General features: G+C 62.2%; 20 protein-coding genes and 2 pseudogenes. 9 read left to right on the top strand and 13 right to left on the bottom strand.

From position 1 onward, the window contains the following. Window positions 1-11: 11 nt before the first annotated feature. The 3 genes from ltrA to tnpA all read right to left on the bottom strand — a co-directional run bounded on the left by ltrA (window position 12) and on the right by tnpA (window position 2,410). Window positions 12-1,238 (bottom strand): group II intron reverse transcriptase/maturase, encoded by a 1,227-nt coding sequence (gene ltrA / locus HAP54_RS07395; RefSeq protein WP_166306448.1) that lies wholly within the window; start codon window positions 1,236-1,238, stop codon window positions 12-14. Window positions 1,239-1,799: 561 nt separating this feature from the next. Further along, entirely contained in the window at window positions 1,800-2,018 is a 219-nt protein-coding gene (tnpB, locus tag HAP54_RS07400; RefSeq protein ID WP_166294299.1) for an IS66 family insertion sequence element accessory protein TnpB, read from the bottom strand. Further along, the gene (tnpA, locus tag HAP54_RS07405; protein WP_166204038.1) at window positions 2,015-2,410 is read right to left on the bottom strand and encodes an IS66-like element accessory protein TnpA; all 396 of its coding nucleotides are present in this window, start codon (window positions 2,408-2,410) and stop codon (window positions 2,015-2,017) included. Before tnpA ends, tnpB begins: the two co-directional genes overlap by 4 nt. Before the next feature lie 606 nt (window positions 2,411-3,016). Between tnpA and istA the strand changes: the two are divergent. The 4 genes and pseudogenes from istA to HAP54_RS07425 form a co-directional block, all read left to right on the top strand. After that, window positions 3,017-4,507, top strand: a pseudogene (gene istA / locus HAP54_RS07410) (IS21 family transposase); the annotation flags it as partial. An 8-nt stretch (window positions 4,508-4,515) separates the two neighbouring features. After that, window positions 4,516-5,358, top strand: a pseudogene (gene istB, locus HAP54_RS07415) (IS21-like element helper ATPase IstB); the annotation flags it as partial. Window positions 5,359-5,687: 329 nt separating this feature from the next. Beyond that, window positions 5,688-7,094 (top strand): integrase catalytic domain-containing protein, encoded by a 1,407-nt coding sequence (locus HAP54_RS07420; RefSeq protein ID WP_166296846.1) that lies wholly within the window; start codon window positions 5,688-5,690, stop codon window positions 7,092-7,094. Window positions 7,095-7,164: 70 nt separating this feature from the next. Then, complete coding sequence (locus HAP54_RS07425; RefSeq protein ID WP_166204320.1) at window positions 7,165-8,508, top strand: IS1380-like element ISBdi2 family transposase; 1,344 nt, start codon at window positions 7,165-7,167, stop codon at window positions 8,506-8,508. Window positions 8,509-9,027: 519 nt separating this feature from the next. Here the strand turns inward: HAP54_RS07425 and HAP54_RS07430 are convergent. Beyond that, window positions 9,028-9,801 carry a hypothetical protein gene (locus HAP54_RS07430; protein WP_166299263.1) on the bottom strand — a complete coding sequence of 258 codons (774 nt, stop codon included), beginning with the start codon at window positions 9,799-9,801 and terminating at the stop codon, window positions 9,028-9,030. A 194-nt stretch (window positions 9,802-9,995) separates the two neighbouring features. On the opposite strand from HAP54_RS07430, the gene HAP54_RS07435 reads away from it, so the two are divergent. Continuing rightward, window positions 9,996-11,339 (top strand): IS1380 family transposase, encoded by a 1,344-nt coding sequence (locus HAP54_RS07435; RefSeq protein ID WP_166299264.1) that lies wholly within the window; start codon window positions 9,996-9,998, stop codon window positions 11,337-11,339. Window positions 11,340-11,521: 182 nt separating this feature from the next. Here HAP54_RS07435 and HAP54_RS07440 read toward each other — a convergent pair. The 5 genes from HAP54_RS07440 to HAP54_RS07460 form a co-directional block, all read right to left on the bottom strand. Further along, a protein-coding gene (locus HAP54_RS07440) for an IS630 family transposase (RefSeq protein ID WP_166293531.1) occupies window positions 11,522-12,468 on the bottom strand; the annotation gives its coding sequence in 2 pieces (ribosomal slippage) (window positions 11,522-12,129 and window positions 12,129-12,468; 948 coding nt in all). A gap of 342 nt (window positions 12,469-12,810) precedes the next feature. After that, window positions 12,811-14,253, bottom strand: a complete 1,443-nt coding sequence (locus HAP54_RS07445) for a hypothetical protein (protein ID WP_166299265.1) — start codon at window positions 14,251-14,253, stop codon at window positions 12,811-12,813. Window positions 14,254-14,368: 115 nt separating this feature from the next. Beyond that, on the bottom strand, window positions 14,369-15,523 hold the full coding sequence (locus HAP54_RS07450) for a hypothetical protein (protein WP_210297553.1): 1,155 nt from the start codon (window positions 15,521-15,523) through the stop codon (window positions 14,369-14,371). Further along, window positions 15,516-16,145: a hypothetical protein gene (locus tag HAP54_RS07455; protein WP_210297552.1), complete on the bottom strand. Its 630-nt coding sequence runs from the start codon at window positions 16,143-16,145 to the stop codon at window positions 15,516-15,518. The genes HAP54_RS07450 and HAP54_RS07455 overlap by 8 nt, the downstream gene beginning before the upstream one ends. A gap of 162 nt (window positions 16,146-16,307) precedes the next feature. Beyond that, window positions 16,308-17,642, bottom strand: coding sequence for an IS1182 family transposase (locus HAP54_RS07460; RefSeq protein WP_166202952.1), 1,335 nt, complete (start codon window positions 17,640-17,642; stop codon window positions 16,308-16,310). A 239-nt stretch (window positions 17,643-17,881) separates the two neighbouring features. Between HAP54_RS07460 and HAP54_RS07465 the strand changes: the two genes are divergently transcribed. From HAP54_RS07465 to HAP54_RS07475, 3 genes are all read left to right on the top strand, one after another. Further along, window positions 17,882-18,715 (top strand): hypothetical protein, encoded by an 834-nt coding sequence (locus HAP54_RS07465; protein ID WP_166299266.1) that lies wholly within the window; start codon window positions 17,882-17,884, stop codon window positions 18,713-18,715. A gap of 266 nt (window positions 18,716-18,981) precedes the next feature. Continuing rightward, a complete protein-coding gene (locus tag HAP54_RS07470) occupies window positions 18,982-19,914 on the top strand; it encodes a sulfite exporter TauE/SafE family protein (RefSeq protein ID WP_166299267.1) in 933 nt (310 codons plus the stop codon). Continuing rightward, the gene (locus HAP54_RS07475; RefSeq protein WP_166299268.1) at window positions 19,911-20,690 is read left to right on the top strand and encodes a TIGR02186 family protein; all 780 of its coding nucleotides are present in this window, start codon (window positions 19,911-19,913) and stop codon (window positions 20,688-20,690) included. Before HAP54_RS07470 ends, HAP54_RS07475 begins: the two co-directional genes overlap by 4 nt. Before the next feature lie 84 nt (window positions 20,691-20,774). Here the strand turns inward: HAP54_RS07475 and HAP54_RS07480 are convergent, their stop codons facing one another. Then, entirely contained in the window at window positions 20,775-22,079 is a 1,305-nt protein-coding gene (locus HAP54_RS07480; protein WP_166299269.1) for an aspartate aminotransferase family protein, read from the bottom strand. Window positions 22,080-22,224: 145 nt separating this feature from the next. Here HAP54_RS07480 and HAP54_RS07485 point away from each other — a divergent pair, with 145 nt between their 5' ends. After that, window positions 22,225-22,707 (top strand): Lrp/AsnC family transcriptional regulator, encoded by a 483-nt coding sequence (locus HAP54_RS07485; protein WP_166299270.1) that lies wholly within the window; start codon window positions 22,225-22,227, stop codon window positions 22,705-22,707. Window positions 22,708-22,716: 9 nt separating this feature from the next. Here the strand turns inward: HAP54_RS07485 and HAP54_RS07490 are convergent, their stop codons facing one another. The 3 genes from HAP54_RS07490 to HAP54_RS07500 all read right to left on the bottom strand — a co-directional run bounded on the left by HAP54_RS07490 (window position 22,717) and on the right by HAP54_RS07500 (window position 26,586). Beyond that, window positions 22,717-24,051, bottom strand: coding sequence for an NRAMP family divalent metal transporter (locus HAP54_RS07490; RefSeq protein WP_166299271.1), 1,335 nt, complete (start codon window positions 24,049-24,051; stop codon window positions 22,717-22,719). Between the two features lie 63 nt (window positions 24,052-24,114). Continuing rightward, window positions 24,115-25,047, bottom strand: coding sequence for a DMT family transporter (locus HAP54_RS07495; RefSeq protein ID WP_166299272.1), 933 nt, complete (start codon window positions 25,045-25,047; stop codon window positions 24,115-24,117). 195 nt (window positions 25,048-25,242) lie between these two features. Next, entirely contained in the window at window positions 25,243-26,586 is a 1,344-nt protein-coding gene (locus HAP54_RS07500) for an IS1380-like element ISBdi2 family transposase (protein ID WP_166295177.1), read from the bottom strand. Between the last annotated feature and the right edge of the window lie 131 nt (window positions 26,587-26,717).

Below are 26,717 nucleotides of genomic sequence, written 5' to 3' on the forward strand. Positions count from 1 at the left end.
ACGTGACGCTCTCACGTCATACGGCTCTCAACAAGTAACGAGGCAGAACTCAACATCGCCCAATGAGCGAACAGCTTCGGCCTGCGGCAGCGGATCAATCTGAGCCAGGTGGAGGCTCTGACTTTTCCATTCTTCAGCCCTTTGTATTTGCGTCGCGCCCAGCGGTTAAGAGATTCGTCGACATATCGATACAGGTTGTGCATTTCTGACCGCCCATATCTGCCGTAGTACTGCCTCCATCCACGAAGGACGGGGTTCAGTTCCAAGGCAATTGCGTCGACTTCCGTCTGCGAGCGAAGCCTGAGGCGGAGCTGCCGGATCGTCATACGCATAGACGTCATCGCCGCCCTGCTGACCGCTGGCGAGAACGTACAGAAGTTTTCTTTCTTCTGATGGTTTCTTGCCCTGCGCGGTCGAAAGGTAAATCCCAGAAAGTCAAATGACTGACTGGCATGGCTACCCGGGCGATTGCTGTCTTTGCAGTAGACGATCTTGGTCTTGTCGGGATGCATTTCGAGTTCGCATTCCTTAAACCTTGCTTGCAGCGCCGCCTTGATGGCTTCCGCTTCAGCCTTGGTTCGGCAATGAACGAGCCCGTCGTCCGCGTATCGACACCACGGCGACTGCGGGAAGTTCCGCGCCATCCATGTATCGAACGCATAATGCAAGAACAAATTGGCAAGGACGGGACTGATCACGCCGCCTTGGGGTGTGCCCCGGTCGCGAGCGGTGATCGCTCCGTCTCTGTCTTGCATCGGCGCTGTTAGCCAGCGTTCGATGTAGAGCAGAGCCCATTCGTCTTGCACATGCTTCCTGACGGCCTTCATAAGCAACTTGTGGCTGATATTGTCGAACAGGCCTTTGATGTCGAACTCCAGCACCCAGTCCATCCTCCAGCACCGTTGCCGGGTGACGCCGACGGCGTCCAGCGCGGATTTTCCGGGCCGGTAGCCGTAGGAATCGGGAAGGAAGATTTCCTCGAGTGCTTGTTCAATCTGCAGCTTGACGACCGTTTGCGCCACGCGATCTGCTACTGTCGGCACACCTAGAATGCGTTGCCCGCCGTTCTTCTTGGGAATGGAGACAGCCCGAACGGCAGGTGGAAAGTAGCTGCCAGAAGACATTCGATTCCAGACCTTGTAAAGGTTGCCCTTCAAGTCCTTCTCAAAAGCTTCGAGCGACACCTTATCCACGCCGGCCGAGCCCGCATTGGCTTTGACCAATCGGTAGGCCTTCATCACTGTCTGCTTGTCGATATCGTACTGCTTACGTCCGGTTACACTCACATGTCCTCCTGCTCATCACAGTTGCATATGGGAGCAACCCACTTGTTTCGGCCCCTTCGCTCCAGTCCCATTACAGCACCTTCATCACTACTACGAGCCGATCCGCCCCAGTGTTGTGCTTCGGTACTCTCGTCTCGCGGTGTGCGCCGCTTGAACTTCTCCCTTGGCATCACAACGACTGGTTCCTGCAGTTCTCTACAAGAGCCTGTATCCAGATCGCGTCCCCTAAACGCCGGTCGCCATCCGCGCAGTAATCCAGGCGCCTCACGGATTGATCTCAGGGATGGCACGCGCCCCTGATTTTGGCGACGCCTTAGTAATTTTCGACGCGTCATCGGAAGATTCGCTTTCGCTCGCCTTCTGGATACTTACCTGCCCCGTACACCCGGGACTTTTGCAACACTTGCTCATGACCGCGCCTTTTAAGCGAAGCCACAGTGTCGTGGTTTTGCATCTGCGCCTGAAACGCCGATGCAGGAGGGCCATCCTCCATCTCTCATAAAGCTGTACGCATTAAATTCGGTTATTCACCTCCTTCATGCTCTGCAGCACACCGTGCCAAATGACCTTCAATAGATCACCGCGTTTGCCCCGGAAGCAGAAAAGACCGCCGCCCATGGCGTCGCGCTTGAGCACTTCCTGCACGCGCAGAGCCAGGCTCGGAAAGCCGCACCGCATGTCGGTATGGCCCGTCGCCAGCCACACCCGCACGCCCGTCGGGATCGGGATCATCGGCGCGCCAGGCCCCGAGCAATTCGAACGACCGCCTCGATATCCGCACCGGGGCCGAAGACCACGCGCAGCCCCTGAGGGCTCACGATTTCGATCTGACCTGTCTCGACAGCTTCCGTCGTTGGCGGCGTACTTGCCGCAACTATCGCAGGGACGAATGTCGGGCCGATCGAATCCTCTTCGGCCGGATCATGACAGGTCCAAGCCTTGCGCCAGCTCAGCAGAAGCTGACGTGATATCCCATACCGGCGAGCCGTCGCCGACACCAGTCGTGGCCCCGAGAAGCTCTCCTCTACGATTCTGAGCTTCTCCGCACGCGTCCAGCGTCGCCGCCGACCGGTCTCCACCAAATCCATGCGGCTCAGCACCGCACTGTCCTTATGTACGTCCATAAGGACAGTCAGCTACAGATCGGAAAAACTCGCAAGACGGCCGCCCTCGGACGGATACACAGCAAGAGGGACCAGCCGTCGTTGACAACGCGTACGGTTGACGTTGCGAGAAGCGAATACTGGTCAATAGGTTCGCTTAGATGGAACGCGACCTGCAAGGAGGAGAGACATGTTGCGGTGCCGACGACTTGCATCGGATCGTCGATGGCAAAATACAACCTGTCCCTTGTCCCTATTTGAGCGGATTGACCGATGCAGTCATGCGCTTGGTGCGGCCCAACTCGAGCAGAGATTGGACTGGAATCTCGACCAGCTCTTTCGGTAAGCGATAAATGATGCGCGCCAAACAGAGAAAGAAATGCAACTGCGAATGCCACAATAAATGATCTCATCTACAGACTGTAGCATGCGAAGCGAACACTGCTTGTAGGGGTACATTCGTCGGCGAGGCGAGTTGGCGAGTTCACAACATCGTTGGGCGGGCCCCCAAGGTGTCATTCGGCCTGCAATATTGACCCCCTAAGCCGGGGGATCGGCGTCCAAAATTGACCCCCTACAGATTGATCTGTTGCGCTGCCTGCTTTGGAACGAAGCAGGTGGTGGGGGATGCTGATCGTGGAGACAATTGCCCGGATCCGGCGCGAGCACTTCATCAAGGGCAAGACGATCAAGGAGATCGCCCGTGACCTGAAGGTGTCGCGGAACACGGTCCGGAAGGTGCTGAGGTCGGGAGAGACCTCCTTCGAGTACGAGCGGCAGGTGCAGCCGCGGCCAAAGCTGGGACGATGGGCAGTAGAGCTTGACGGATTGCTGGCGGCGAACGCGGCCAAATCGGCTCGTGAACAGCTGACGTTGATCCGGATCTTCGAAGAGCTGCGCGGCCGCGGCTACGACGGCGGTTACGATGCCGTGCGGCGTTACGCCAGGCGGTGGAGCAAAGAACGCGGGCAATCGACCGCGGCGGCTTATGTCCCGCTGAGCTTTGCCCCAGGCGAAGCCTACCAGTTCGACTGGAGCCACGAGGTGGTCTTGCTGAGCGGGACCACGGTGATGGTGAAGGCCGCCCATGTCCGGCTCTGTCACAGCCGCATGCTGTTCGTGCGGGCCTATCCGCGGGAGACGCAGGAGATGGTGTTCGACGCCCACGACCGGGCGTTCGCTCTGTTCAAAGGCACCTGCACCCGCGGCATCTACGACAACATGAAGACCGCCGTAGAGACGATCTTCGTCGGTAAAGGGCGTCTCTACAATCGCCGCTTCCTGCAGATGTGCAGCCACTATCTGGTCGATCCGGTCGCCTGCACGCCGGCGTCGGGCTGGGAGAAGGGGCAGGTCGAGAACCAGGTCGGGCTGGTCCGGGAGCGCTTCTTCACGCCGCGGCTGCGGTTCAAAAACCTCGACGAGTTAAACGCCTGGCTGCTCGACAAATGCATCGCCTACGCCAAGGCTCATCGCCACCCGGAGCTGGTCGATCAGACGATCTGGGAAGTGTTCGAAGCCGAGCGTCCCAAGCTCGTTCCCTATGCCGGCCGCTTCGACGGCTTCCATGCGGTGACGGCATCGGTCTCGAAGACCTGCCTGGTGCGCTTCGACAACAACAAGTACTCGGTCGCAGCCAGCGCAGTCGGACGGCCGGTCGAAGTCCAGGCTTATGCCGACCGCATCGTGATCCGTCAGGATGGACGCATCGTTGCCGAGCACCCGCGATCCTTTGGCCGCGGCGAGACGACCTATGATCCCTGGCACTATGTGCCGGTGCTGGCTCGCAAACCCGGTGCCTTGCGCAACGGCGCTCCCTTCAAAGACTGGGTGCTGCCGGCCGCGATCGAGCGGATCCGGCGCAAGCTTGCCAGCACCGACGATGGCAATCGGCAGATGGTCGACATCCTCACCGCGGTGCTGACTGACGGTCTGTCCGCGGTGGAAGCGGCCTGTGCCGAAGCGCTCGGTCATGGCGTCCATTCCGCCGATGTCGTGCTCAACATCCTGGCCCGTCAACGTGAACCCGCCCCACCGGCCAACATCATGACGCCGGCCGCACTGACGCTCCGTCATGCACCGATCGCCGATTGTGCCCGCTACGACAACCTCCGGAGGACCATCTGATGGAACGAACCCAAATCTTCGACCTCATGGGCGAGCTCAAGCTCTACGGCATGAAGGCTGCCTTCGACGAGATCATGGCAACTGCCGTCAAGCGCCAGCACGAACCTCAGCGCATTGTCGGCGACCTGCTTAACGCCGAGATCAACGAGAAGCAGGCCCGCTCGATCAAATACCAGCTGACCATTGCCAAGCTGCCGCTTGCCAAGGACATCGCCGACTTCCAGTTCGACGGCACGCCGATCAATCAGACTCTCGTCAATGATCTCGCCAGCGGCGGCTTCATCGCCCAGCAACGCAATGTCGTGCTGGTTGGCGGCACCGGCACAGGCAAGACCCACCTGGCCATTGCCATCGCCAGAAGCTGCATCCGATCCGGTGCCCGCGGCCGCTTCTTCAACGTAGTCGACCTCGTCAATCGCCTCGAGACCGAGACCCGCAACGGACGGCAAGGACGGCTCGCCGAGCATCTGACCCGGATGGACTTCATCGTGCTGGATGAACTCGGCTATTTGCCCTTCGCCCAGTCCGGTGGCCAGCTCCTCTTCCACCTCGTCAGCCGGCTCTATGAGCGCGCCTCCGTCATCGTGACGACCAATCTCGCCTTCGGCGAATGGCCGAGCGTGTTCGGCGACGCCAAAATGACCACAGCGCTGCTCGACCGATTGACCCATCACTGCGACATTGTCGAGACCGGCAACGATAGCTGGCGGTTCAAGAGCCGAGACGACGATCACGCCACCCGCGCTCGTCTCGCCTCCGCTATCCCGGCCAGCTCCGACGAGACGAGCGCTACCAGCAAAGCCCGCCGCACGAAGGGGTCAAAATTGGACGCCGATGAGGGGCGCATTGCCTCATCGAAAATGTTACCGAACAATTCCGCTGATGACTGGGGCGGCGTTACCGAATCAGGTCGGTGGCGCCAATGGCGAGCGGGATCAGCATGGGCGCAAGGCGCGAGGTGTTGGCCGCGGTGGCGAGGCGCTACCGTGCGGCTGGACGAGTTGAGAAGGGACGGATCCTTGACGAGTTGACAGCAACGACGGGTTGGCACCGCAAGCACGCGGTGCGAGCACTGTCGGTTGCCGGAAGGGACAGGCCCAGACCACCACTGGACGAAGGGGCAACGAGCCCAACCGAACCAGCGACAAGTCGGCGACGCAAATACGCCAGCGTGCGCGACGCGCTGATCGCGCTGTGGGAAGCCTCCGATCGCGTCTGCGGTAAGCGCCTCGTATCGATGATCCCAGTGCTGTTGCCCGCACTCGAGCGGCATGGCCGGCTGAAGCCAACGAGCGCAGAGCGTGCGCTGCTGACAACTCTGAGCGCGGCGACGATCGATCGGATGTTGATCGACGTTAAAATTGCGGCTGCTGGGGGGCGCCGGCGGCGAGTCGGATTCTACTCGGCGATTCGACGCGAGGTGCCGATCCGCACTTTCAATGACTGGGCAAACCCGCCGCCAGGCTTTTGCGAGATCGACATGGTCGCGCACGGTGGGACCAGCGTCGCCGGCTCGTTTATCCAGACTTTGACCATGGTGGACATCGCAACAGGATGGACGGAATGCCTGCCCCTGGTGACACGCGATGGCAGCCTCGTCGTGGAAGCGATGACGCGAGCACAGGGCCTGTTCCCGTGGGTGATCTGTGGCGCCGACTTCGATAACGACAGCGCGTTCATGAACGACGTCGTCGTTCCATGGTGCCGAGCACAGAAGATCGAGGTAACGCGGTCACGTGCCTACAAAAAGAACGATCAGGCTTTCGTGGAGCAGAAGAACGGTGCGGTGGTCCGGCGGCTCGTCGGATACGGGCGCTTCGACGGGGTCGAGACGGCCCGCGTGATGGCACGTCTCTACGCGGCGGCGCGCCTGCTGGTGAACTTCTTCCAGCCGTCATTCAAGCTCAAAGAGAAGCGCCGCGAGGGTGCCAAGATCATCAAACGCTATCATCCGCCTGCCACACCATACGAACGTGCACTGGGGCACCCGAAACTCCCATCAGCGGTCAAGCGCCGTCTGCGCCAGACGTATCGGACTCTCGATCCCATACAATTGCTTGCCACGATCCGCACGGCGCAGGAAGAGCTCGGCGAACGGATCGGCAAGCGCGGTCTTGCGAAGGTTCCCACCGTATCGCCGGCTGATCCGCTCTCGTTTGCCCGATCGCTCGGCACGGCGGCAAACACCGCCGAAGTGCGGGCCACGCACCGCCGGCCGAAACGGCGATATAAAAAGCGTATTCGCATGCCCTCGAAGCTCGATCCCCATCTCGCGATCATCGAGAACTGGCTCGCCGTCGAGCCACAGCTCACTGCACTGGCCATCGTGGGCAGGCTCGCCACGATCGATCCTTCGATGTTCAGCGACAAGCAGCATTCGATCGTTCAGCGCCTGCTTCGGTCCCTCCGGCGGAAGGTGGCGGAGACAGCCATCGTATCCATGCCCGTGGATGAAATACGGCCCGAGGCTGTGGACGGCGCTGCGTGTGATGAGCACTCCGCCCCGCCCACAGCCTCTCCACCGAGCTGGCCGCGGCTCGAGACCGAGACCTTCATCCCGGGTAACATTACTTCCTGAGGCAATACGAGGGGTCAAATTTGCAGGCCGATTGACACCCATCACCTCAACCGCGAACGCCACGCCCGCCATGACCGACGATACGATTCTGCCCTTCTCGTTTCCAGCCGTTCACGCCAAGAAAGTCACAGCTGCCTTCGATGGCGGTCGGCTGACCTCGAACGGGGGCGTGATGCTTCTGGCGATGGCCGAGCGGCGTCTCGGCTTGGCCGACAATTTGGCCCGGGTGTTCCCGGATCGGCGCGATCCGACGCGGGTCGTGCACAGCCTTGTCGATATGTTCCGCGCGCGCATGTTCGCGATCTGCTGCGGCTACGAGGACGCCGACGACCTCGATCATCTGCGGTCCGATCCCGCATTCAAGCTGGCCTGCGGACGGCTGCCGGACACGGGTCGCGATCTGTGTTCCCAACCGACGCTGTCGCGGCTGGAGAATGCTCCGCGCCTGCGCGACGTGATCCGACTGACCTACACTTTGGTCGACGCATGGATGGATAGCTACCCGCGCGAGCCGGCATCCGTCACGCTCGACATCGATGATACCTGCGATGTCGTCCACGGCCATCAGCAGCTCTCGCTGTTCAACGCTCATTATGACGAACGCTGCTTCCTGCCGATCCACGTCTACGACACGGAGAAGAGCCGGCCCGTGGCGGTCGTGCTGCGGCCCGGCAAGACGCCGGGCGGCGTCGAGGTGCGTGCCCACCTGCGCCGCCTGATCCGGCATATCCGGACGCGGTGGCACAACACGCGAATTACGTTCCGTGGCGACGGGCACTATGCCCGGCCGGAGGCAATGGCGTGGTGCGAGACCAACGGCATCGACTACATCTTCGGTCTGTCCGGCACCAAGCCGCTCGCGAGAAAACTCGACGAGGCCGCCGACGACATCCGCACGCGACGCGCCATCGAGAACCTGCCGGTTCTGCGTGGCTATACCGAGACGCGCCACAAGGCCAAGTCCTGGGATCGCGAACGGCGTACCGTCGCCCGTATTGAGGCGACGATGCTCGGCCTCGACATCCGTTTCGTCGTCACCAGCCTCGATGTCGGCTCGGCCGAGTGGATCTACGACAGCCTGTATTGCGCGCGCGGCCAAGCCGAGAATCTGATCAAGCTGCATAAGACACAGCTCGCCTCCGATCGCACCAGCTGCCGTTCGGCGCTAGCCAATCAAGTCCGCCTCGTTCTCCACACCGCCGCTTATTGGCTGATGCTGACCGTGCGCGACGCGATTCCCAAAGCCCGGGAATTGGCCACAGCCGAGTTCGCGACGCTGCGTCTTCGTCTCTTGAAACTCGCTGCCCGTGTCGTCGAGACCACGAGCCGCATTCGCCTTGCGTTTGCCGCGGCATGTCCCGAAGCCGACCTGATCCGCGGCTTGCCAGGCGCGCTGCTGCCGCTCGGTCCTTGACCGGCGGGGCATCCGCCCCCCGTTCGCCCAACCTACACCTCAAGCGCGTTGCAAAGTACGGGTCGGTCAGGCGGTGAAAAGCCGAAGGCAATCCCGCGCGCCTCGTCAGAGCAGATGTGCGGCCACATCAAGCGGACTAAAAAACGCACTCTCACGAATAGGACGGGCTAGCTGCGTGCGGTGAACCTGGATCAGCTCGTTGGGCTTGCGCTTCAGGAGATTGAGGCGCGATTACCGCGCCGTAGGAGCGTCTCGTGAGCGCTGCGATATCATCCGCCGTCAGAAGGTTGTAGAGCCCGAGGCACTGGAGCATTTGAAGATCACCAGCGACGTTCGGGCGAATGGATACGACCTGGCCGCCGCGCTTGATGGGATTGGTGGTCCATCGTGTGTTCATGGAGGCATAGCTAGCACGACTCGTAAGAGAAACTAGACGGCTGCTATGTGGGACGTCGCTCAACCGTGTTGCGCTATGTCGCGCATCGTACAGACGAAGCTGGGGAGACAATTATTTGTGAGTTATCTGGAATGGTCAGCGCCACGCTGCCACTTAGTGGGTTTGCTTGGGTCACTATTACTTTGATGTGGAACCGAAGTATCAGGTTGCAGAGAACTGCCCTCGGTCGAGGCTGCACCTGGATCGACGTTCAAATGCTTTTCTACTGCTGCGGTCGCAGAAGGGGATGCGGGCTCCGGAAACGGCATCTGCTCTTGCTCTTCGTCCGTTTCGTCCACGCCGAGAAGCCCGGAGAGCTTCTCAACGAGAAAATCGAACTCTGATACTGCCATTTTCTGATAGGTCTGGATCTCCCCGAGCTCCAATGAAACAGTAAAGGGATGCTCGGTCATCCCTCCCACAAAACACGCAAAGCTGCCGATAGGCTGCTTCATAATGAACTCGGCCTCACAGTCCATATCACGGGCCATCACGGTGGCATCTTGCGACGAACGGGTGCCTGCGTACTTGATCCGCGTATTTGCGGAGATTGACGAAAAGAGTGCGTCAGTCAATTGGCCCTTAATATTTTGATGGGCGACGGTGACGCCAAGCTTGAACTCTCTGGCTTGCTCCAAAAGTTCAGGGGTTTTCACTTCATCGATCACATCCTGTGCCTCGTCGATGATGAGAAAGGCGGGATGCCATTTGTCTCGACTGATCGCGATGCGTTCGAAAGCCGCTTGGAGCGTAAGCGCGACCATGTATCTGGAAAAGAGTTGTGACCCTTCTGTACCGAGAATGGACTTTGGGCTTGAGATGAGAACGATGCGTCCGTTTTGTAGATGATCGAACATGTCCACGTTGTTCTGGGTCGTGGAGAACATTGCGTCGAACGTGGGGTACCGAAGCATCCCGTATATGCGGCTAGCCCGTCTTATTCGTCAGAGGGCGCCTGAGAGGCTGGCGAGCGTGGTGTAAAGCGCTGATGCGGCGTAGATTCGGTTGCGAAGCCAACCCCATCACCTCAACCGCGAACGCCACGCCCGCCATGACCGATGATACGATTCTGCCCTTCTCGTTTCCAGCCGTTCACGCCAAGAAAGTCACAGCTGCCTTCGATGGCGGTCGGCTGACCTCGAACGGGGGCGTGATGCTTCTGGCGATGGCCGAGCGGCGTCTCGGCTTGGCCGACAATTTGGCCCGGGTGTTCCCGGATCGGCGCGATCCGACGCGGGTCGTGCACAGCCTTGTCGATATGTTCCGCGCGCGCATGTTCGCGATCTGCTGCGGCTACGAGGACGCCGACGACCTCGATCATCTGCGGTCCGATCCCGCATTCAAGCTGGCCTGCGGACGGCTGCCAGACACGGGTCGCGATCTGTGTTCCCAACCGACGCTGTCGCGGCTGGAGAATGCTCCGCGCCTGCGCGACGTGATCCGACTGACCTACACTTTGGTCGACGCATGGATGGATAGCTACCCGCGCGAGCCGGCATCCGTCACGCTCGACATCGATGATACCTGCGATGTCGTCCACGGCCATCAGCAGCTCTCGCTGTTCAACGCTCATTATGACGAACGCTGCTTCCTGCCGATCCACGTCTACGACGCGGAGAAGAGCCGGCCCGTGGCGGTCGTGCTGCGGCCCGGCAAGACGCCGGGCGGCGTCGAGGTGCGTGCCCACCTGCGCCGCCTGATCCGGCATATCCGGACGCGGTGGCACAACACGCGAATTACGTTCCGTGGCGACGGGCACTATGCCCGGCCGGAGGCAATGGCGTGGTGCGAGACCAACGGCATCGACTACATCTTCGGTCTGTCCGGCACCAAGCCGCTCGCCAGAAAACTCGACGAGGCCGCCGACGACATCCGCACGCGACGCGCCATCGAGAACCTGCCGGTTCTGCGTGGCTATACCGAGACGCGCCACAAGGCAAAGTCCTGGGATCGCGAACGGCGCACCGTCGCCCGTATTGAGGCGACGATGCTCGGCCTCGACCTCCGTTTCGTCGTCACCAGCCTCGATGTCGGCTCGGCCGAGTGGATCTACGACAGCCTGTATTGCGCGCGCGGCCAAGCCGAGAATCTGATCAAGCTGCATAAGACACAGCTCGCCTCCGATCGCACCAGCTGCCGTTCGGCGCTCGCCAATCAAGTCCGCCTCGTTCTCCACACCGCCGCTTATTGGCTGATGCTGACCGTGCACGACGCGATTCCCAAAGCCCGGGAATTGGCCACAGCCGAGTTCGCGACGCTGCGTCTTCGTCTCTTGAAACTCGCTGCCCGTGTCGTCGAGACCACGAGCCGCATTCGCCTTGCGTTTGCCGCGGCATGTCCCGAAGCCGACCTGATCCGCGGCTTGCCAGGCGCGCTGCTGCCGCTCGGTCCTTGAGCGGCGGGGCGTCCGCCCCGTTCGCCCAACCTACACCTCAAGCGCGTTGCAAAGTACCGGTCGTCAGGCGGTGAGAAGCCGAAGGCAATCCCGCGCGCCTCGTCAGAGCAGATGTGCGGCCACATCAATCGGACCAAAAAAAACGCACTCTCACGAATAGGACGGGCTAGAGCATTTTCCGATCACGTTGCGTCGTAACCAGCCGCGACGAGATAATTTTGGCATTCCTCGGGTGAGAAGCGCTTGAGAGCGTTGGCGATTGCTTGCCAGAGATCGGGCATGGTGCGCGCTGCGGCGGCCCGCAACAGGGCTTTCAGTTTAGAGAAGGCCATTTCGATCGGGTTGAAGTCTGGACTGTAGGGCGGAAGATAGAGCAGGCTTGCTCCGACCGCCCGGATGGCCTCTCGAACGCCATGGACCTTGTGAGCGGGCAAGTTGTCCATGATAACGGTATCGCCCGGCCGCAGCGATGGGGCGAGCAATTGCTCGACGTAGGCCAGGAAAGCGTCGCCATCCATTGGACCGTCCAGAACAAGCGGCGCGATCAGACCGTCGGAGCGCAATCCAGCGGTGAATGTCGTCGTCTTCCAATGTCCGTGTGGGATAGCTGCACGACATCGCTCGCCGCGTGGCGAGCGGCCGTAAAGCCGCGCCATTTTGGTGTTGGCGCTGGTTTCGTCGATGAAGACGAGACGCTCAGGGTCAAGATCGATTTGCCCTTCGAACCACTCCTCACGCGCGGCATTTATATCGCCGCGCCGTTGCTCGGCGGCGTGCGCTGTCTTTTTTTAAGTGTGATCTTTCTGCGCTGGAAAAAACGCCAGAGCGACGCGATGCCAGTCGATATTCCACGACGTTTCAACAGTTCTCGCAACTCGGCGAGCGTGATATCCGGCTTCGCTGTCACTGCCTCCAGAATCAATTGCGAATGCGCTTCGATGCGCTGCGATTTGCGGTCACCGCCCTGGCGTTTAGGAACGATGTCGCCAACTTCCTTGAGGCGACCGCGCCAGCGGATCGCACTGGCCGCGCTGACACCAAAGCGCTCAGCAGCCTGTCGACAGGACATGCCACCGTCAATCGCGGCTATCACCCTTTGACGAAGATCAACCGAAAGCGCCCTGGCCATACATGCTGGCCTCCCTCGCCAGCATGCAGCTTGAATCTGACTCGCGCCGTTTTGGGAATCCCCACCCGATTCATTCCGGTCGGAAAATGCTCTAGGTTCCCTAGGGAGCTCCGGAGTCGACATGCGAGGCCAAGAAAGGTCAGCAATCAAAGCGTGTGTCAGTTCGAATCGATGACTTCGGAGATCATATACTTCGTGTCATCAGAACTAATCCGCGGCATGAAGCCTCGATCGCAATGACGGCGTTGGAGTAGTTTCCTTGATCGTGCGGCTCATGCGCTCACGAAAGACGGCCTCTTCTGATGGTCCGTTCTGAGCAGGATCGGACTGCTCCCTTTCAGCTCATCGGTTCGTTTCCACAGTAAATACGAAGGAATAATCGGACGCGTAGTCCGGATTATCAGTTGCACCCATCCGCCCTTTTGGCGACGCGACCAAGACGCGGCGCACCCGGCGGCCGGCAATTTTAGCGGTTATTTGCTGCGACGGATTGCCTATCCTGGCGGATTGATGACAATCCATGCATGACTTCTGGGTCTGCAAGTAGGTCTCAAGTGTGGTGTTGGCGACGATGTGACTGGCGCTCGCCGGCGTGATGTCGCCGGTCGAGAGCGGTACAGTGCTCTGCGGCGGTACTGGCTGCGGGCTGTTCGGCCATTGCACGTCGATCAGGCGGTAATAGTTGAACACCGAATCCGCCGGCAGGATTCTCCAAGCATAATCAGTGACGGAATTCGCCTGCGAGTCCACAGGCGTGATGCGGGTGATCTGCATCAGCGCCGAATAGGGAAAGCAGTCTGGCGTCGGCGGCTTGCCAATCGGACACGCGTCGCCCGGCGGGGTGTTGGGCTTGCAGCGATAATAGATGTCGGTCTGCGGATTGCAGTTCGGATTGAAGAACGTATAGCCCGGCGATGGATTCTGGTTGGGATTGCGCGGCAAGGTTGGCGCGACCGGATTGCCGTTGTTGTCATCGGGATCATTGTCAATCTGCTCGAAGGTCGCCCAGACGAACTGGTTGGCGCCCGGCACCTTGTGGATGATGTGCAGGCCGACGAGGCCCATGGTCGCTTGAACAGGCTTGCCGCCAGGCAGGGTGTATTCGGCGAACGCGGTCTTGTAACGGTAGTTGAGCGAACCGTCCGACGGCAGCGCCACCCAGGCGGCCTTGATCTCGATGGCGCCTACGCCCTGGCCATAGGTGGTGACATTGCCCTTGCAGTCGACGTCTGTGTTGCCCTGGGCATTGCCGGCTGGCAGATTGAAGCCGCCGCGTCCGTTCTGGCCCTGCTGCGAGGCGCAGGCGCGCTGGCCGGCGAATGTGGTAAGATCCGAATCGTCGAACACATTGGTGGTGATGTAGGCGTATTCGTCCTTGTTCAACAGGATCTCATACAATGCCGGAACGCCGCGCTGGTCGGTGATCCACTTGCCATTGCCAGCCTGGCCGATGTTATCGAGCACAGCGTCTCCGAGCTTCGACACATTGAACAGCATTTTCGTTGTTGGACGCCTGTCCTGCCAAGCCGATTTGGCGCGCGCGGCCGATTGCGTGAACGCCTGGCTCGCCGAGAGGAAGCTCTCCCAGACTGTCGCCGAGGTATCGCCCGGCATGCCGAAACTCGACCACTGGGTATTCGAATCCGGCGTCCCCGGATCGTTCGGGTCGGCCTTCCAGTTGAGGTAAATGAACTCCTGCCAGGCGAAGCAGTCTGCTGCGATCTGGTTCTTCGAGGCGGCGCTGAAATAAGTTGGCAGTGTCGCCTTCGGCTGCACCTGGGTCACGCCGATGGCACCGCAGGGATTGGGGTCGGTCGGCTGCGCTAGCGCCGGACCGCCGCGCGCGAATGCGAACAGAGCGGCGGCGAGGACGAGTGTCCGCAAGCAGTACGCCATGGCTCTAGTCCGTGATGTAGACCGCGGCCGGAAGAGCCAGTACGGTATTGCTGGTGGTCTGGGTGATCTGGATGCCGCGCAGGCCGGTGGTGGCGCCGCTCGGCACCGTTACGGTGACAGCAAGTGCCGTGTAATTGCCTGGATAGGAATTGCCCGGCACCGCGTAGAAGGTCGGCGTCGCGCTGTGGAGGGTAACCGCAATGCTTGGATCCGGCCCCGAGCCGTCGGCAAGCTGGACCTGTACCGAAACCGGCTCACTGGTTGGATTGCCGGTCAGCACGAGGTTCTGCGCCGAACCGTCGGCCGGCAGCCAGGGCGCGATGAAGGTGCTGTTGCTGGTGAGCGGCATCTTGGCGCCGGTCGGACATGGTTCAGTGACCTCGCTCATGGCGTCCCACAAGACCGCCCACACGCATTGCAGTGGCGCGCCAGGCGTCGGCGTCGAGCTGGAGCAATCGGCGAGCGGCGCAGCCCGGTCCGCCGACAGCGGCCGCGCGAACAAGCCGATCTTAAACTGGTTCGCAATTTGACCGCCCCATTGGATTGGCTGACCGTTAATCAGCATGTCGGCCAGCGTTAGATTCGGATTCATGGCGAGCCAGCTCCCTGGAATCTGCACGGCCGCATGCAGCACCATGTTGCCGCGGAACGGTGCCCCGCTGACCGGATCGTTGACCTCGGCAGAACCGCGCAGAATCTGGTAGATGTCGATCGGTTTGGCGTCGCCGGGCACGTCGACGCCGGCCTTGATGTTGGGCCCGAAGGCGAATCTCGACGAATCCGGCACCTGGATATAGAGCCCGACCGGATTGGCGAGGCAGGCGCGCAGTGGCATGCCAGCATATTGCCCGCCCACCACCTGATTGACGGTCTGGCCGATGGTTGGATCGCTGTGGCGATATGCTTGGCCGTAGTTGCCGCAGCAGATCAGCGCCTGGGAATCGCTGTTGCGACTGGCCGGATCGTCCTGAAACTGGGGCGGCACGTATTGCACCGTGGCAGCGCCGGCGAGGCCGAGCTCGGTTTGCAAGGTATTCGGCGTGCTGGTGAGATGCATAACCCCGCCATACGGATCGGCGCCGCCGCGCGTTGCAATCGGCCCCGAATTCCATTTGTTGAGCGGATTGTAAGCGCGCTTGCCGGTGTCGGGATCAATCACGGGATTGCCACTCGAATCCATCAGGGTAAGGTCGTCGAGGGTGACCTTGATCTGGTTTACGACTGACGCCCCGTGGTTGAGCGTCTATTCGTAGAGCTCGCGCACCCGCTCCTGCGACAGGGTTCTCGCAGGCAAAATCGACGCGGATGAGATTGCCGTCGCCGTCGCGCTCCGTCGACCATTCGCAATATTCGTCGAGCCAGCCGCGCGGGCCGTAGGGTCCGAACGTCTTCAGCGTTCCGCTCCAATCGGCCTGCGGACAGAGCGTCGCCGGAATGTTCTCGAAAGTTTTCCGACCGGTATCGTAATAGCCGGTGTCGGCCAGTTCATAAACCTGGGTCTGTAGGAGATTGTATGGGTTCGGTGGACTGACCGGCGGCGTCTCGGAATAGTACTGGTCAAGTCGGCCCGGAAACGCCACCCATTCGACCAACACTGCCTCAGTGCCCAAAGGGATATCAGTGTCGAGTGGATTGTAGAAGTAGTAGGCCGGGTCAGGCGTCGCCTGCTGGATCCAGCCGTTGACGTTGATGGTCCAACGATGGCTCAGGTTGGCATATTCGGGACTATTCGGCGGAAAGTCCTCGATGAAGGCTGGGAGCCCGAACTTGGTGATCTCCATAACCTGATCTCCTCCCCGGTTCGCCGCGACGGTTTGTATCGCATTCGCAGGTTATTGTGTGTGCGTGTCGCGTTTTGCGTCGCCTCGTCCGCCCGTGTTTCGCAACCTAGGAGCCCGTCCAGATATGTTTTCGTGACGGGCATTTGTTGTAGAGTAGCAGGCTCAGGCTGCGTTTGCGAGGTTGAACAGCTTGAGGAGGTTATGGACGGTGCAGATCATTGTCCACTCGGCGCGCACTTTCTCGATGCCCCGCAACAGGAACTGGCGGAAGCCTCTTGCCTGTTTGATCTGCCCGAACACCGGCTCCACCACTTGCTTTCGCAATCGGTAGGGTGTTTCGAAGCCGCCATCGTCGATCTTCTTTCGCATGGCCTGTGTCAGCGGGCCGCCGACTTTTCCGTTCGCTACTGTCGGGTGCTTGGCGCGTCCGGGCGCGACATAGCCATCGATGCTGCGTGTGTCGAGCGCTTCGAGATTGGCTTCGCTGCAGTAGCCGGAATCCGCTGAGGCCTGCCGCGGCTTGCGGCCAAGATTGCTCTCGATGGCCTCGATCAGGGGCACCAACTGGCCCTGATCGCTGCCGTGCTGGGTCAGTTCTTGCGCGACAATGATCTGGGCATGTGCATCGACGGCCGCCTGGGCATTATAGGCCTGAACGAAGCCATCCTTCGACTTCATGATGCGGCTTTCCGGATCGGTGAAGTTGCGTTGCGCCTTGGGATTGGGTTCCTCCGATGGCAGCGCCGCCGGTTTGCCCGGCTTCTTGCGGCCTTCGGCCTGGCGCTGCTGTTCCTTTTCGGCCTCGATGCGGCGCTCTTCCTCCGCCGCCAGTTTGGCGTCCGCTTCCAGCGCCGCCATCGCTTGCTGGATCTTCGCCAGCCGTTTCTGCTTGTCGACGGTCCAGTCCGGCAGTTCGTCGCTGTTGCCGAAAGTCTCATCCTCCGAGGCATCCGCCGCCTCGGCGGCCGCCAGCATGCGAGCGACCTCGGCCTTCAATTCCGCCTCGCGCTTCTTCATGCGCTCATAACTCATCGCCTTGTGTTTCGACGCGTTCGCCTTGATCTTCGTACCATCCAGCGCGACATGACCGAGCTTGACCAGCCCGGCCGTCTCGCACAACTTCAGAACCTGCACGAATAGCGCGCCGAGCGCCTTCAAATGTCGCTTGCGAAAGTCGCTGATCGTCCGAAAATCCGGCGCATCCAGCGCCACGATCATCACAAAATCGTTCCGCTCCCGGCAGGCCTTGGCAATCCGACGCGACGAATACAGCCCACTCGCATAGCTATGCAGCAGCAGCGCCACCATCATCCGCGGATCAAACGGCGGCTGCCCAAGCCCGCTCACATAGCTGCCCATGATCTCCCTGAGATCGAGGCTCTCCCGCACCAGATCAACCATAAACCGCGAGACATGGCCTTTCGGCACGAAGTCCTGCACATTCGGCGGCAGAAGCAGCGTCTGATCGATGTTCCAAGGCCGAAAATACTTGCTCATCGCCCAATGTTGAATCAGACCCGACCAGATTTGAACAGCGACTATCCAGACAAGCTCCTAGATTCTTGTTTTGACGCGCTTTCTTCACGCGAACCGGTGTCCACTTCGCTCGAAAACGCTATGAATTGAAAACGGCTGCGGCGCCTTGACGGCGCCGCTCTGCTATACCTCCGCGCTTCCGCCGTGTAGAGAGGTGCGCAGTCCCGCGCCATTAACGCACGCGTTCCGGAGGAGCCGGCTTGTCTGTCGATGACCGTCAGGATGATGCAGCGGGAGCCCACCGTTCGTCGCCGACCGGTCCCCGCGTCGCGCCGCCACGCGAGAGGCCGTCGCCGTTTGCCGCGCGTCCCAACGCGCCGCCGCAAGGCAACGCGCCGTCACCGCCCCGTGCCTTCCGGTTCTCGCTCTGGTCCATCATCATCTTTGTCCTGCTGCTGTCGAGCGTCGCCATCCAGGCCTACCGCGACCTGTCCACGCCCGGCGCCTGGGACTTCTGGCGCGAGACCTACATTGCGGCGAGCATGACGTCGGCGGCGATTCCCGATGTCGACATCGACGGATCGGGCCGCGGCCGGCGGGCGCTTGCGATCAGCGGCAAGATCGGTTCGGCCAGCGCGAGCTGGCTCCGCGACCGGCTCAGCGAGGCGCGTCTCAAACCGGGCGATGCCGTGCTGCTGTCGTCGCAGGGCGGCGCGCTGAACCAGGCCGCCATCATGGGCGAAGCGATCCGCACCCGCGGGCTCGTCACCGCCGTCGCCACATCAGACGCATCGGGCAAGCTCCGCCCCGCCGCCTGCGCCAGCGCCTGTGTGCTGGTCTATGCCGGCGGCCAGACCCGCTACGGCATCGCGGGCTCGCGGCTCGGCGTGCATCGCTTCACGACGAGCGCACCGGTCAGCGATCCCCTCGCCGAGGCGCAACGCATCCAGGGCATGGTGCTGGGCTACATGACCAAGATGGGCGTCTCGTCCGGGATCGTCGAGGCGATGTCGCAGACCTCGGATATCCGCTGGCTGAGCCCGAAGGAAGCGCTCGCGCTGAACCTGATCACGAGGCCGGTCGATCGGCCCTGAGGCAACACGGACGTCATTAATCTGAATTATCAACCACGTCCGCAGCTGAGCTGCAACGTGCGGCGAAAAATGCTCTCCGGGGCGGAATCTTTAGTCCCTCCCCCCGCCGATTTCGGTTATGCAAGAACGCGGCAATCGACCCGCGTTCGCCTGCGTCTTGCGCGCCGACCGGATTCGTTCAGCCGGAGAATGCCCGACCCGAACGACATCACGCCGTGATGCGGCCTTGGCCCCAGCTCGCGGCGAACCGACAAGAAGCGACGCGCGTGCAGCTGTACCTCCCGATCGCCGACATTCCGGTCAATGTCTTCCTCATCCTGGCGATGGGCGCGGCGGTTGGCTTCGTCTCCGGCATGTTCGGGATCGGCGGCGGCTTCCTGATGACGCCGCTTTTGATCTTCGTCGGCATCGCGCCCGCAGTCGCGGTGGCCTCGGTCGCAAGCCATATCGCTGCCTCCTCATTCTCTGGCGCGATCTCCTATTGGCGCAGACGCGCGATCGACCCGCTGCTGGCCGCGGTGCTGCTGGTCGGAGGCACGATCGGCACCGCGCTCGGGGTGTGGACCTTCACCTTCCTGCGCTCGCTCGGCCAGCTCGACCTGATGATCGCGCTGTCCTACGTCATCCTGCTGACGACGGTCGGCGGGCTGATGTTCTGGGAAGGCCTGCGCGCGATGCTGCGCGCCCGCCGCGGCCGTCCGGTCGCGCTGCGCAAGCCCGGCAGCCATGGCTGGATCCACGGCCTGCCGCTGAAGCTGCGCTTCAAGCGCTCCAAGATCTACCTCTCCGTCATCCCGGTGGTCGTGGTCGGGCTCGTGATCGGCTTCATCGGCGCGGTGATGGGCATCGGCGGCGGCTTCATCCTGGTGCCGCTGATGATCTATCTGCTGCGGGTGCCGACCTCGACCGTGATCGGCACCTCGATGGTGCTCACCCTTGTCACCATGGTGTTCGCCACCCTGCTGCACGCCGTGACCAATCATCTGGTCGACGCCGTGCTGGCGCTGATCCTGATGATCGGCGGCGTCACCGGTGCGCAGTTCGGCGCCCGCGCCGGCCAGAAGATCCGCGGCGAGCATCTGCGCCTGCTGCTCGGCCTGCTCGTGCTCGCGGTCGGCATCCGCTTTGCGGTCGAGCTGGTGATCCGGCCGCAGGATCTCTTCACCATCCGCGAAAGCAGTGGCGGAGGCCCGCCATGAGATCGCGCGCGCTGCTCGCCATCGCCGGTGTCGTGACTGCCATGCTGGCGGCCGTGCCCGCCCATGCCGAGCGGCTGATTGTGTCGGTCTCCAACCACCGCGTCACGGTGACGCCGAATTATTCCGGCGGCGAGCTCGTGCTGTTCGGTTCGGTCGAGAAGGACGACAAGACGCCGAACCGCGGCAATTACGATCTCGTCGTCACGGTGTCCGGCCCGCGCGCCGACATGGTCACGCGGCGCAAGGAGCGCAAGTTCGGGATCTGGATCAACACCGACTCGCGGCAGTTCCTGCAGGTGCCGGGCTATCTCGCGCTGTTCTCCAACCGTCCGTTCGACCAGATCGCCTCACCGGAGGTGCAGCGGCGTCAGCAGCTCGGGCTCAACAATGTGCTCTTGATGCAGCGGGTCGGGGCCGACTATGCCGACGTGGTGCCCAACGACGCCTTCCGCAGCGCGTACGTCCGGCTGCGCTCCGAGCACGGGCTGTACCGCGAGGCGACCTCGGCGGTGACGTTCCTGACCCCGACCCTGTTCCGCACCGGCATTCCGCTGCCGGCGGAGGTGCCGATCGGCACCTACAATGTCGAGATCAAGCTGTTCGCCGACGGCGCGCTGGTGACCAAGACCGAAACCGCATTCGAGATCGTCAAGGTCGGCTTCGAGCAGTTCGTCGCCACCACCGCACGCCAGAACGGCCTGGTCTACGGCCTCGTCACCGCATTCATGGCACTGATGACCGGCTGGATGGCCTCGATCGTGTTCCGCAAGGATTGAAGCTGCGTAGGTTGGGTGGAGCAAAGCGATACCCAACATCCGGAGCCGCGGCGACGTGATGGGTATCGCTGCGCTCCACCCATCCTACCGTCCCTGCAGCGCGCTTTCGAAGGCGTCGTTCAGGATCGAGAGGCCGAGGTCGATCTCGTCGTCGCTGATCGTCAGCGGCGGTGCGATGCGGAACACGCTGCCCATGCCGGGCAACTGCACGATGTTGGTGCTCAGTCCGAGCTCCATGCAGCGCTGCGACACAAGCGTTCCGAGTGCTTCGTCAGGCTCCTTGCTATGGCGGTCGCGCACGAACTCGATGCCTTGCATCAGCCCTCGCCCGCGCACGTCACCGATGCATTCGAACCGGTTCTGCAGCGCGAGCAGCCCTTCCCTCAACCGCGCACCCGCAGTCCTGGCGCGCTCGACCAGTCTGTCGCGCAGGATGATCTCGATGACCTTGAGCCCGACCGCGGCCGGCATCGGGTCCGACACATGCGTGGTGTAGAACAGGAAGCCGCGCTCGTGACAGCGCTCCTCGATTTCGGCTGACGTGATGACCGCGGCCAAAGGCAGGCCGGCGCCGAGCGTCTTCGACAAAGTGAGGATATCAGGCACGGCGCGGTCGCGCTCGAACGCGAACATGGCGCCGGTTCGGCCGAGGCCCGTCTGTGCCTCGTCGACGATCAGCAGCATGCCTCGCGCGCCGCACAGCTGCTTCAACTCCGCAAGGTAGCCTTCCGGCAGATCGATCAGCCCGCCGGAGCTGAGGATCGGCTCGGCGATCATGCACGCGAGCGATCCGGTCGACTGGCGGTCGACGAGATCGAAGGCGTAGGCCAGTTCGGCCCGCCAATCGTCGGCATTGCCGAAGCGCGGGCGATAGGGATTCGGCGTCGGGATCGCGAGCGAACCGACCGGCGCGGGACCATACCCCTTGCGGCCGGCCGAATAGGTTGTGCCGGCCGCACCCGACGTCATTCCGTGCCAGGACTGCGCGAACGCAACGGTCTCGAAGCCGCCGGTGAAGAGCTTGGCCATCTTGATGGCGGCCTCGTTTGACTCAGCCCCCGTGCTCAGCAGCATGACGCGATCAAGCCCCGGCGGCAGCAGCTCCGCGAGCTGTTCGGCCAGCGCCACCACCGGGCGCGTCAGCATGCCGCTGAACAGATGATCGAGCCGTTCGGCATGCTCGCTGATGGTCCTGATAATCTCGGGGTGACCGTGACCAAGCACGGCGCTCATCTGGCCGGACGTGAAGTCGAGGATGGCGCGGCCGTCGGCGTCATAGACGAAGGATCCGGAGGCGCGCTCGATGATCACAGGAGCGAACGTCCCGCCATAACGGATGAGGTGACGCCGCGCGCGATCCCAGAAGGATTTGTCGTCATTTCCGGCCATGCCCCGTTCCCTTTGGTGAATCGCGCGATTTCAAGTTCTCGCAAGGCATCCTATGCGGACACAACCGCAATGACATTGCGTTTTGGGATGCATTTGGCCGCATCTTCTGCGATCAATTGCGCAAGATACGGAAAATGCGAAAGAAATGGGAACCACGATCGTGCTTGACGAGATCGACCGGAAAATCCTCGACGTGCTGCAGGTCGAGGGGCGCATCACCAATCTCGAGCTGGCCGAACAGATCGGCCTCTCGTCCGCCCCCTGCATGAGACGTGTCCGGACGCTCGAAGAGGCCGGCGTCATCCGCTCCTATGTGGCGCTGGTGGACCCTGCCAGGATCGGGCTCGGGTTCGACGTGATCGTCGAAGTCCGCCTCAAGCAGCAGACCAGGGAATCCTTCGAGCGCTTCGAGAAGAAGGTGACCGGCCTTCAGGAGGTCGTCGAATGCTGCATGATCGCCGGCGATTGGGATTACTCGCTCCGGGTCGTGTCTTCCGACCTCGCATGCTATCAATCGTTCATTCTCGACCGCCTCATGCATCGCGACACCGATATCGCGAGCTACCGCACCACCATCATCCTGCGGAAGGTCAAATCGACGACCAAGATCGATACGTCGCTGTTCTGACCGCAGGGATCATAGAAGCAGCCCGACGCCCATCGCGATCACGCTGAGCGCCATCGCGCCGGTCGAGAGCCAGCCGAGCCGGTAGAGCCACCCGCCGATCACGAAGCGGCCCATCACGTCGTTGCGGCTGGCCATGAACATCAACAACACCATGACCGGCACCGCCAGCACGCCGTTGACGACCGCGCTCCAGTACAGCGCCGAGATCGGGTTGATCGGGGTGAAGTTGAGCGCGATCCCGATCGCGCCCGAAAATGCCAGGACCGAATAGAACGCAGCTGCCTCGCTCGGCTTGCGTGCCAGCCCGACCGGCCATCGCCATCCTTCGCCGACCGCGTACGCCGTCGCACCCGCCAGCACCGGGATTGCCAGAAGGCCGGTGCCGACGATGCCGAGTGCGAAGATGACCTCGGCAAATGGCCCGGCGATCGGGCGCAACGCCTCGGCGGCCTGCGCCGAGGTCTGGATGTCGGTCTTGCCGGCGGCATGCAGCGACGCGGCAGCGGTGACGATGATCGATAGTGCGATCAAATTGGAGAACGCCATGCCGGTGATGGTATCGGCGCGGATGCGGGAAAACTCCTTCCGGGCGCCGTAGTGCTTCTCGATCAATGGATGCTTGGTGACGTCGACCCGCTGGTCCTCTGCCTCCTGCGAGGCCTGCCAGAAGAACAGATAAGGCGAGATCGTCGTGCCGAAGATCGCGACAATGGTCGTGAAATAGTCCGCGCTCCAGGTGATGCGCGGCACCAGCACGCCGGCCAAGGCCTCTGTCCACGACACCTTGGCAAACGCGAGCGCCGCAACATAGGCGAACAGCGAGAGCGTGAGCCATTTCAAGACGGCGACGTAGCGCCGGTAGTTCATGAAGATCTGCGCGGCCACCGAGGTCACGCCGAACAGCACGACATAGAGGATGGCCGGGCCGCCGATCAGGAGCTTTGTCGCATCCGCCATGGCCGAGAGGTCGGCCGCGATGTTGACGGTGTTGGCGATGAACAGCAGCGTCACCACGATGATCAGCAGCCAGGGCGGATAATGCCGGCAGACATTGCCCGAGATGCCGTGCCCGGTGACGCGGCCGACCCGCGCGGAAATCTCCTGGATCGCGGTCATCAACGGAAAGGTCAGCAGCATGGTCCAGCCGATGCCGTAGCCGAGTTGCGCGCCGGCCTGGCTGTAGGTGCCGATCCCCGACGGGTCGTCGTCGGAGGCCCCGGTGATCAGGCCGGGGCCGAGCGACTTCACGACATTGCGGACGCTGAACGGCTGGCGCGGAGCTTTCCCTGCCGGCGCGCTGCCCGACTTGTCGTGATGTTTTCGCGAGGTGATCTCTTGTGTCATGCGGTTCCGGCCGTCGCGACAACGAACCGGATACCACAGGGTTCCTCCGATGAAACTGGGGCGCTATGGCCGTAGCGTGGCGATGCTCTTGGGCGATGCGGCGGGGCGGGTCACCAGGTAGATGCCGAGCGCGACCGGAACGATCCCGAGCAGGTCGCGAAATTCGACATGCTCTCCGAGCACGAGGTAGGCGAACAGCATGCCGAGCGGCGGCATCAGGAAGTGATAGGCGCTGGCGGCGGTCGCGCCACACACCTTCAGGAGATGAAACCAGAGCAGATAGGCGAGGATCGAGCCGCCGAGCACCAGGAAGGCGAAGGCGCCGGCGAGCCGCATGCTTGGCACGATGTCACTGATGCTGGAGAGCGTGAAGGCGAACGGCATCACCGCGAGCCCGCCGGCGATGTTCTGAATGCCGTTGCCGATCCACAGACTGCCCTTCGGCGCCAGCAGCTTAAACAACATGGTGCCGGCGACGATCGAGGCGAGCGAGGCCAAGGTGAACAGGATGCCGTGCGGGCTGTCGGTGCCGACCTTCAAGCGATGCCAGACGATGAAGGCGACACCGACGATGCCGAGCACGAGGCCCACGACCTTGCGCAAGGTCATGCTCTCGCCGAGGAACATCGCCGCCAGCATCGCGGTGAATACCGGATTGGCCGAGACGATCAGTGCGCCGAGCCCGGCGGAGACCGTCTTCAGGCCGGTATAGCCAAGGCCGAGATACAGTGCGTTGTTGGCGACGCCGATCACGGCAAACACCGCGGCGTCGCGCCAGGTGAGGTCCGATCTGTCGCTGTGCAGCCAGGAGACGGCAAGGATCAGGACGCCGGCGAGCGAAAACCGCGCGGCGAGCAGGATCAGCGGCGGGCAATCGGTGACGCCGATCTTGCCGGCCACGAAGGCATAGCTCCAGAGCAGGCAAAACAGCGCGATCAGCAGCGGCAGGGTGTTGAAGCGGGTGCGGGGGGCGGCCAACGAGGTTGCGGCGGACATGGGAGTATCTCCTTCGCCCATGATCTAGCCCGTCCTATTCGTGAGAGTGCGTTTTTTTAGTCCGATTGATGTGGCCGCACATCTGCTCTGACGAGGCGCGCGGGATTGCCTTCGGCTTTTCACCGCCTGACGACCGGTACTTTGCAACGCGCTTGAGGTGTAGGTTGGGCGAACGGGGGGCGGACGCCCCGCCGGTCAAGGACCGAGCGGCAGCAGCGCGCTTGGCAAGCCGCGGATCAGGTCGGCTTCGGGACATGCCGCGGCAAACGCAAGGCGAATGCGGCTCGTGGTCTCGACGACACGGGCAGCGAGTTTCAAGAGACGAAGACGCAGCGTCGCGAACTCGGCTGTGGCCAATTCCCGGGCTTTGGGAATCGCGTCGCGCACGGTCAGCATCAGCCAATAAGCGGCGGTGTGGAGAACGAGGCGGACTTGATTGGCGAGCGCCGAACGGCAGCTGGTGCGATCGGAGGCGAGCTGTGTCTTATGCAGCTTGATCAGATTCTCGGCTTGGCCGCGCGCGCAATACAGGCTGTCGTAGATCCACTCGGCCGAGCCGACATCGAGGCTGGTGACGACGAAACGGATGTCGAGGCCGAGCATCGTCGCCTCAATACGGGCGACGGTACGCCGTTCGCGATCCCAGGACTTGGCCTTGTGGCGCGTCTCGGTATAGCCACGCAGAACCGGCAGGTTCTCGATGGCGCGTCGCGTGCGGATGTCGTCGGCGGCCTCGTCGAGTTTTCTGGCGAGCGGCTTGGTGCCGGACAGACCGAAGATGTAGTCGATGCCGTTGGTCTCGCACCACGCCATTGCCTCCGGCCGGGCATAGTGCCCGTCGCCACGGAACGTGATTCGCGTGTTGTGCCACCGCGTCCGGATATGCCGTATCAGGCGGCGCAGGTGGGCCCGCACCTCGACGCCGCCCGGCGTCTTGCCGGGCCGCAGCACGACCGCCACGGGCCGGCTCTTCTCCGTGTCGTAGACGTGGATCGGCAGGAAGCAGCGTTCGTCATAATGAGCGTTGAACAGCGAGAGCTGCTGATGGCCGTGGACGACATCGCAGGTATCATCGATGTCGAGCGTGACGGATGCCGGCTCGCGCGGGTAGCTATCCATCCATGCGTCGACCAAAGTGTAGGTCAGTCGGATCACGTCGCGCAGGCGCGGAGCATTCTCCAGCCGCGACAGCGTCGGTTGGGAACACAGATCGCGACCCGTGTCCGGCAGCCGTCCGCAGGCCAGCTTGAATGCGGGATCGGACCGCAGATGATCGAGGTCGTCGGCGTCCTCGTAGCCGCAGCAGATCGCGAACATGCGCGCGCGGAACATATCGACAAGGCTGTGCACGACCCGCGTCGGATCGCGCCGATCCGGGAACACCCGGGCCAAATTGTCGGCCAAGCCGAGACGCCGCTCGGCCATCGCCAGAAGCATCACGCCCCCGTTCGAGGTCAGCCGACCGCCATCGAAGGCAGCTGTGACTTTCTTGGCGTGAACGGCTGGAAACGAGAAGGGCAGAATCGTATCATCGGTCATGGCGGGCCTGGTGTTCGCGGCTGAAGGTGATGGGGTTGGCTTTGCAACCGAATCCTACGCCGCATCAGCGCTTTACACCACGCTCGCCAGCCTCTCAGGCGCACTCTGACGAATAAGACGGGCTAGGCCCG

The organism is Bradyrhizobium sp. 2S1 (genome assembly GCF_011516625.5).
Lineage (GTDB): Bacteria > Pseudomonadota > Alphaproteobacteria > Rhizobiales > Xanthobacteraceae > Bradyrhizobium > Bradyrhizobium septentrionale.

Bases quoted from the DNA above. Each gene is read 5' to 3' on its own strand.
- ltrA (WP_166306448.1), bottom strand. From the start codon at position 1,238: ATGAAGGCCTACCGATTGGTCAAAGCCAATGCGGGCTCGGCCGGCGTG.
- tnpB (WP_166294299.1), bottom strand. From the start codon at position 2,018: ATGATCCCGATCCCGACGGGCGTGCGGGTGTGGCTGGCGACGGGCCAT.
- tnpA (WP_166204038.1), bottom strand. From the start codon at position 2,410: ATGGACGTACATAAGGACAGTGCGGTGCTGAGCCGCATGGATTTGGTG.
- HAP54_RS07425 (WP_166204320.1), top strand. From the start codon at position 7,165: ATGACCGACGATACGATTCTGCCCTTCTCGTTTCCAGCCGTTCACGCC.
- HAP54_RS07430 (WP_166299263.1), bottom strand. From the start codon at position 9,801: ATGTTCGATCATCTACAAAACGGACGCATCGTTCTCATCTCAAGCCCA.
- HAP54_RS07435 (WP_166299264.1), top strand. From the start codon at position 9,996: ATGACCGATGATACGATTCTGCCCTTCTCGTTTCCAGCCGTTCACGCC.
- HAP54_RS07455 (WP_210297552.1), bottom strand. From the start codon at position 16,145: ATGGAGATCACCAAGTTCGGGCTCCCAGCCTTCATCGAGGACTTTCCG.
- HAP54_RS07460 (WP_166202952.1), bottom strand. From the start codon at position 17,642: ATGAGCAAGTATTTTCGGCCTTGGAACATCGATCAGACGCTGCTTCTG.
- HAP54_RS07475 (WP_166299268.1), top strand. From the start codon at position 19,911: ATGAGATCGCGCGCGCTGCTCGCCATCGCCGGTGTCGTGACTGCCATG.
- HAP54_RS07480 (WP_166299269.1), bottom strand. From the start codon at position 22,079: ATGGCCGGAAATGACGACAAATCCTTCTGGGATCGCGCGCGGCGTCAC.
- HAP54_RS07485 (WP_166299270.1), top strand. From the start codon at position 22,225: ATGGGAACCACGATCGTGCTTGACGAGATCGACCGGAAAATCCTCGAC.
- HAP54_RS07490 (WP_166299271.1), bottom strand. From the start codon at position 24,051: ATGACACAAGAGATCACCTCGCGAAAACATCACGACAAGTCGGGCAGC.
- HAP54_RS07495 (WP_166299272.1), bottom strand. From the start codon at position 25,047: ATGTCCGCCGCAACCTCGTTGGCCGCCCCCCGCACCCGCTTCAACACC.
- HAP54_RS07500 (WP_166295177.1), bottom strand. From the start codon at position 26,586: ATGACCGATGATACGATTCTGCCCTTCTCGTTTCCAGCCGTTCACGCC.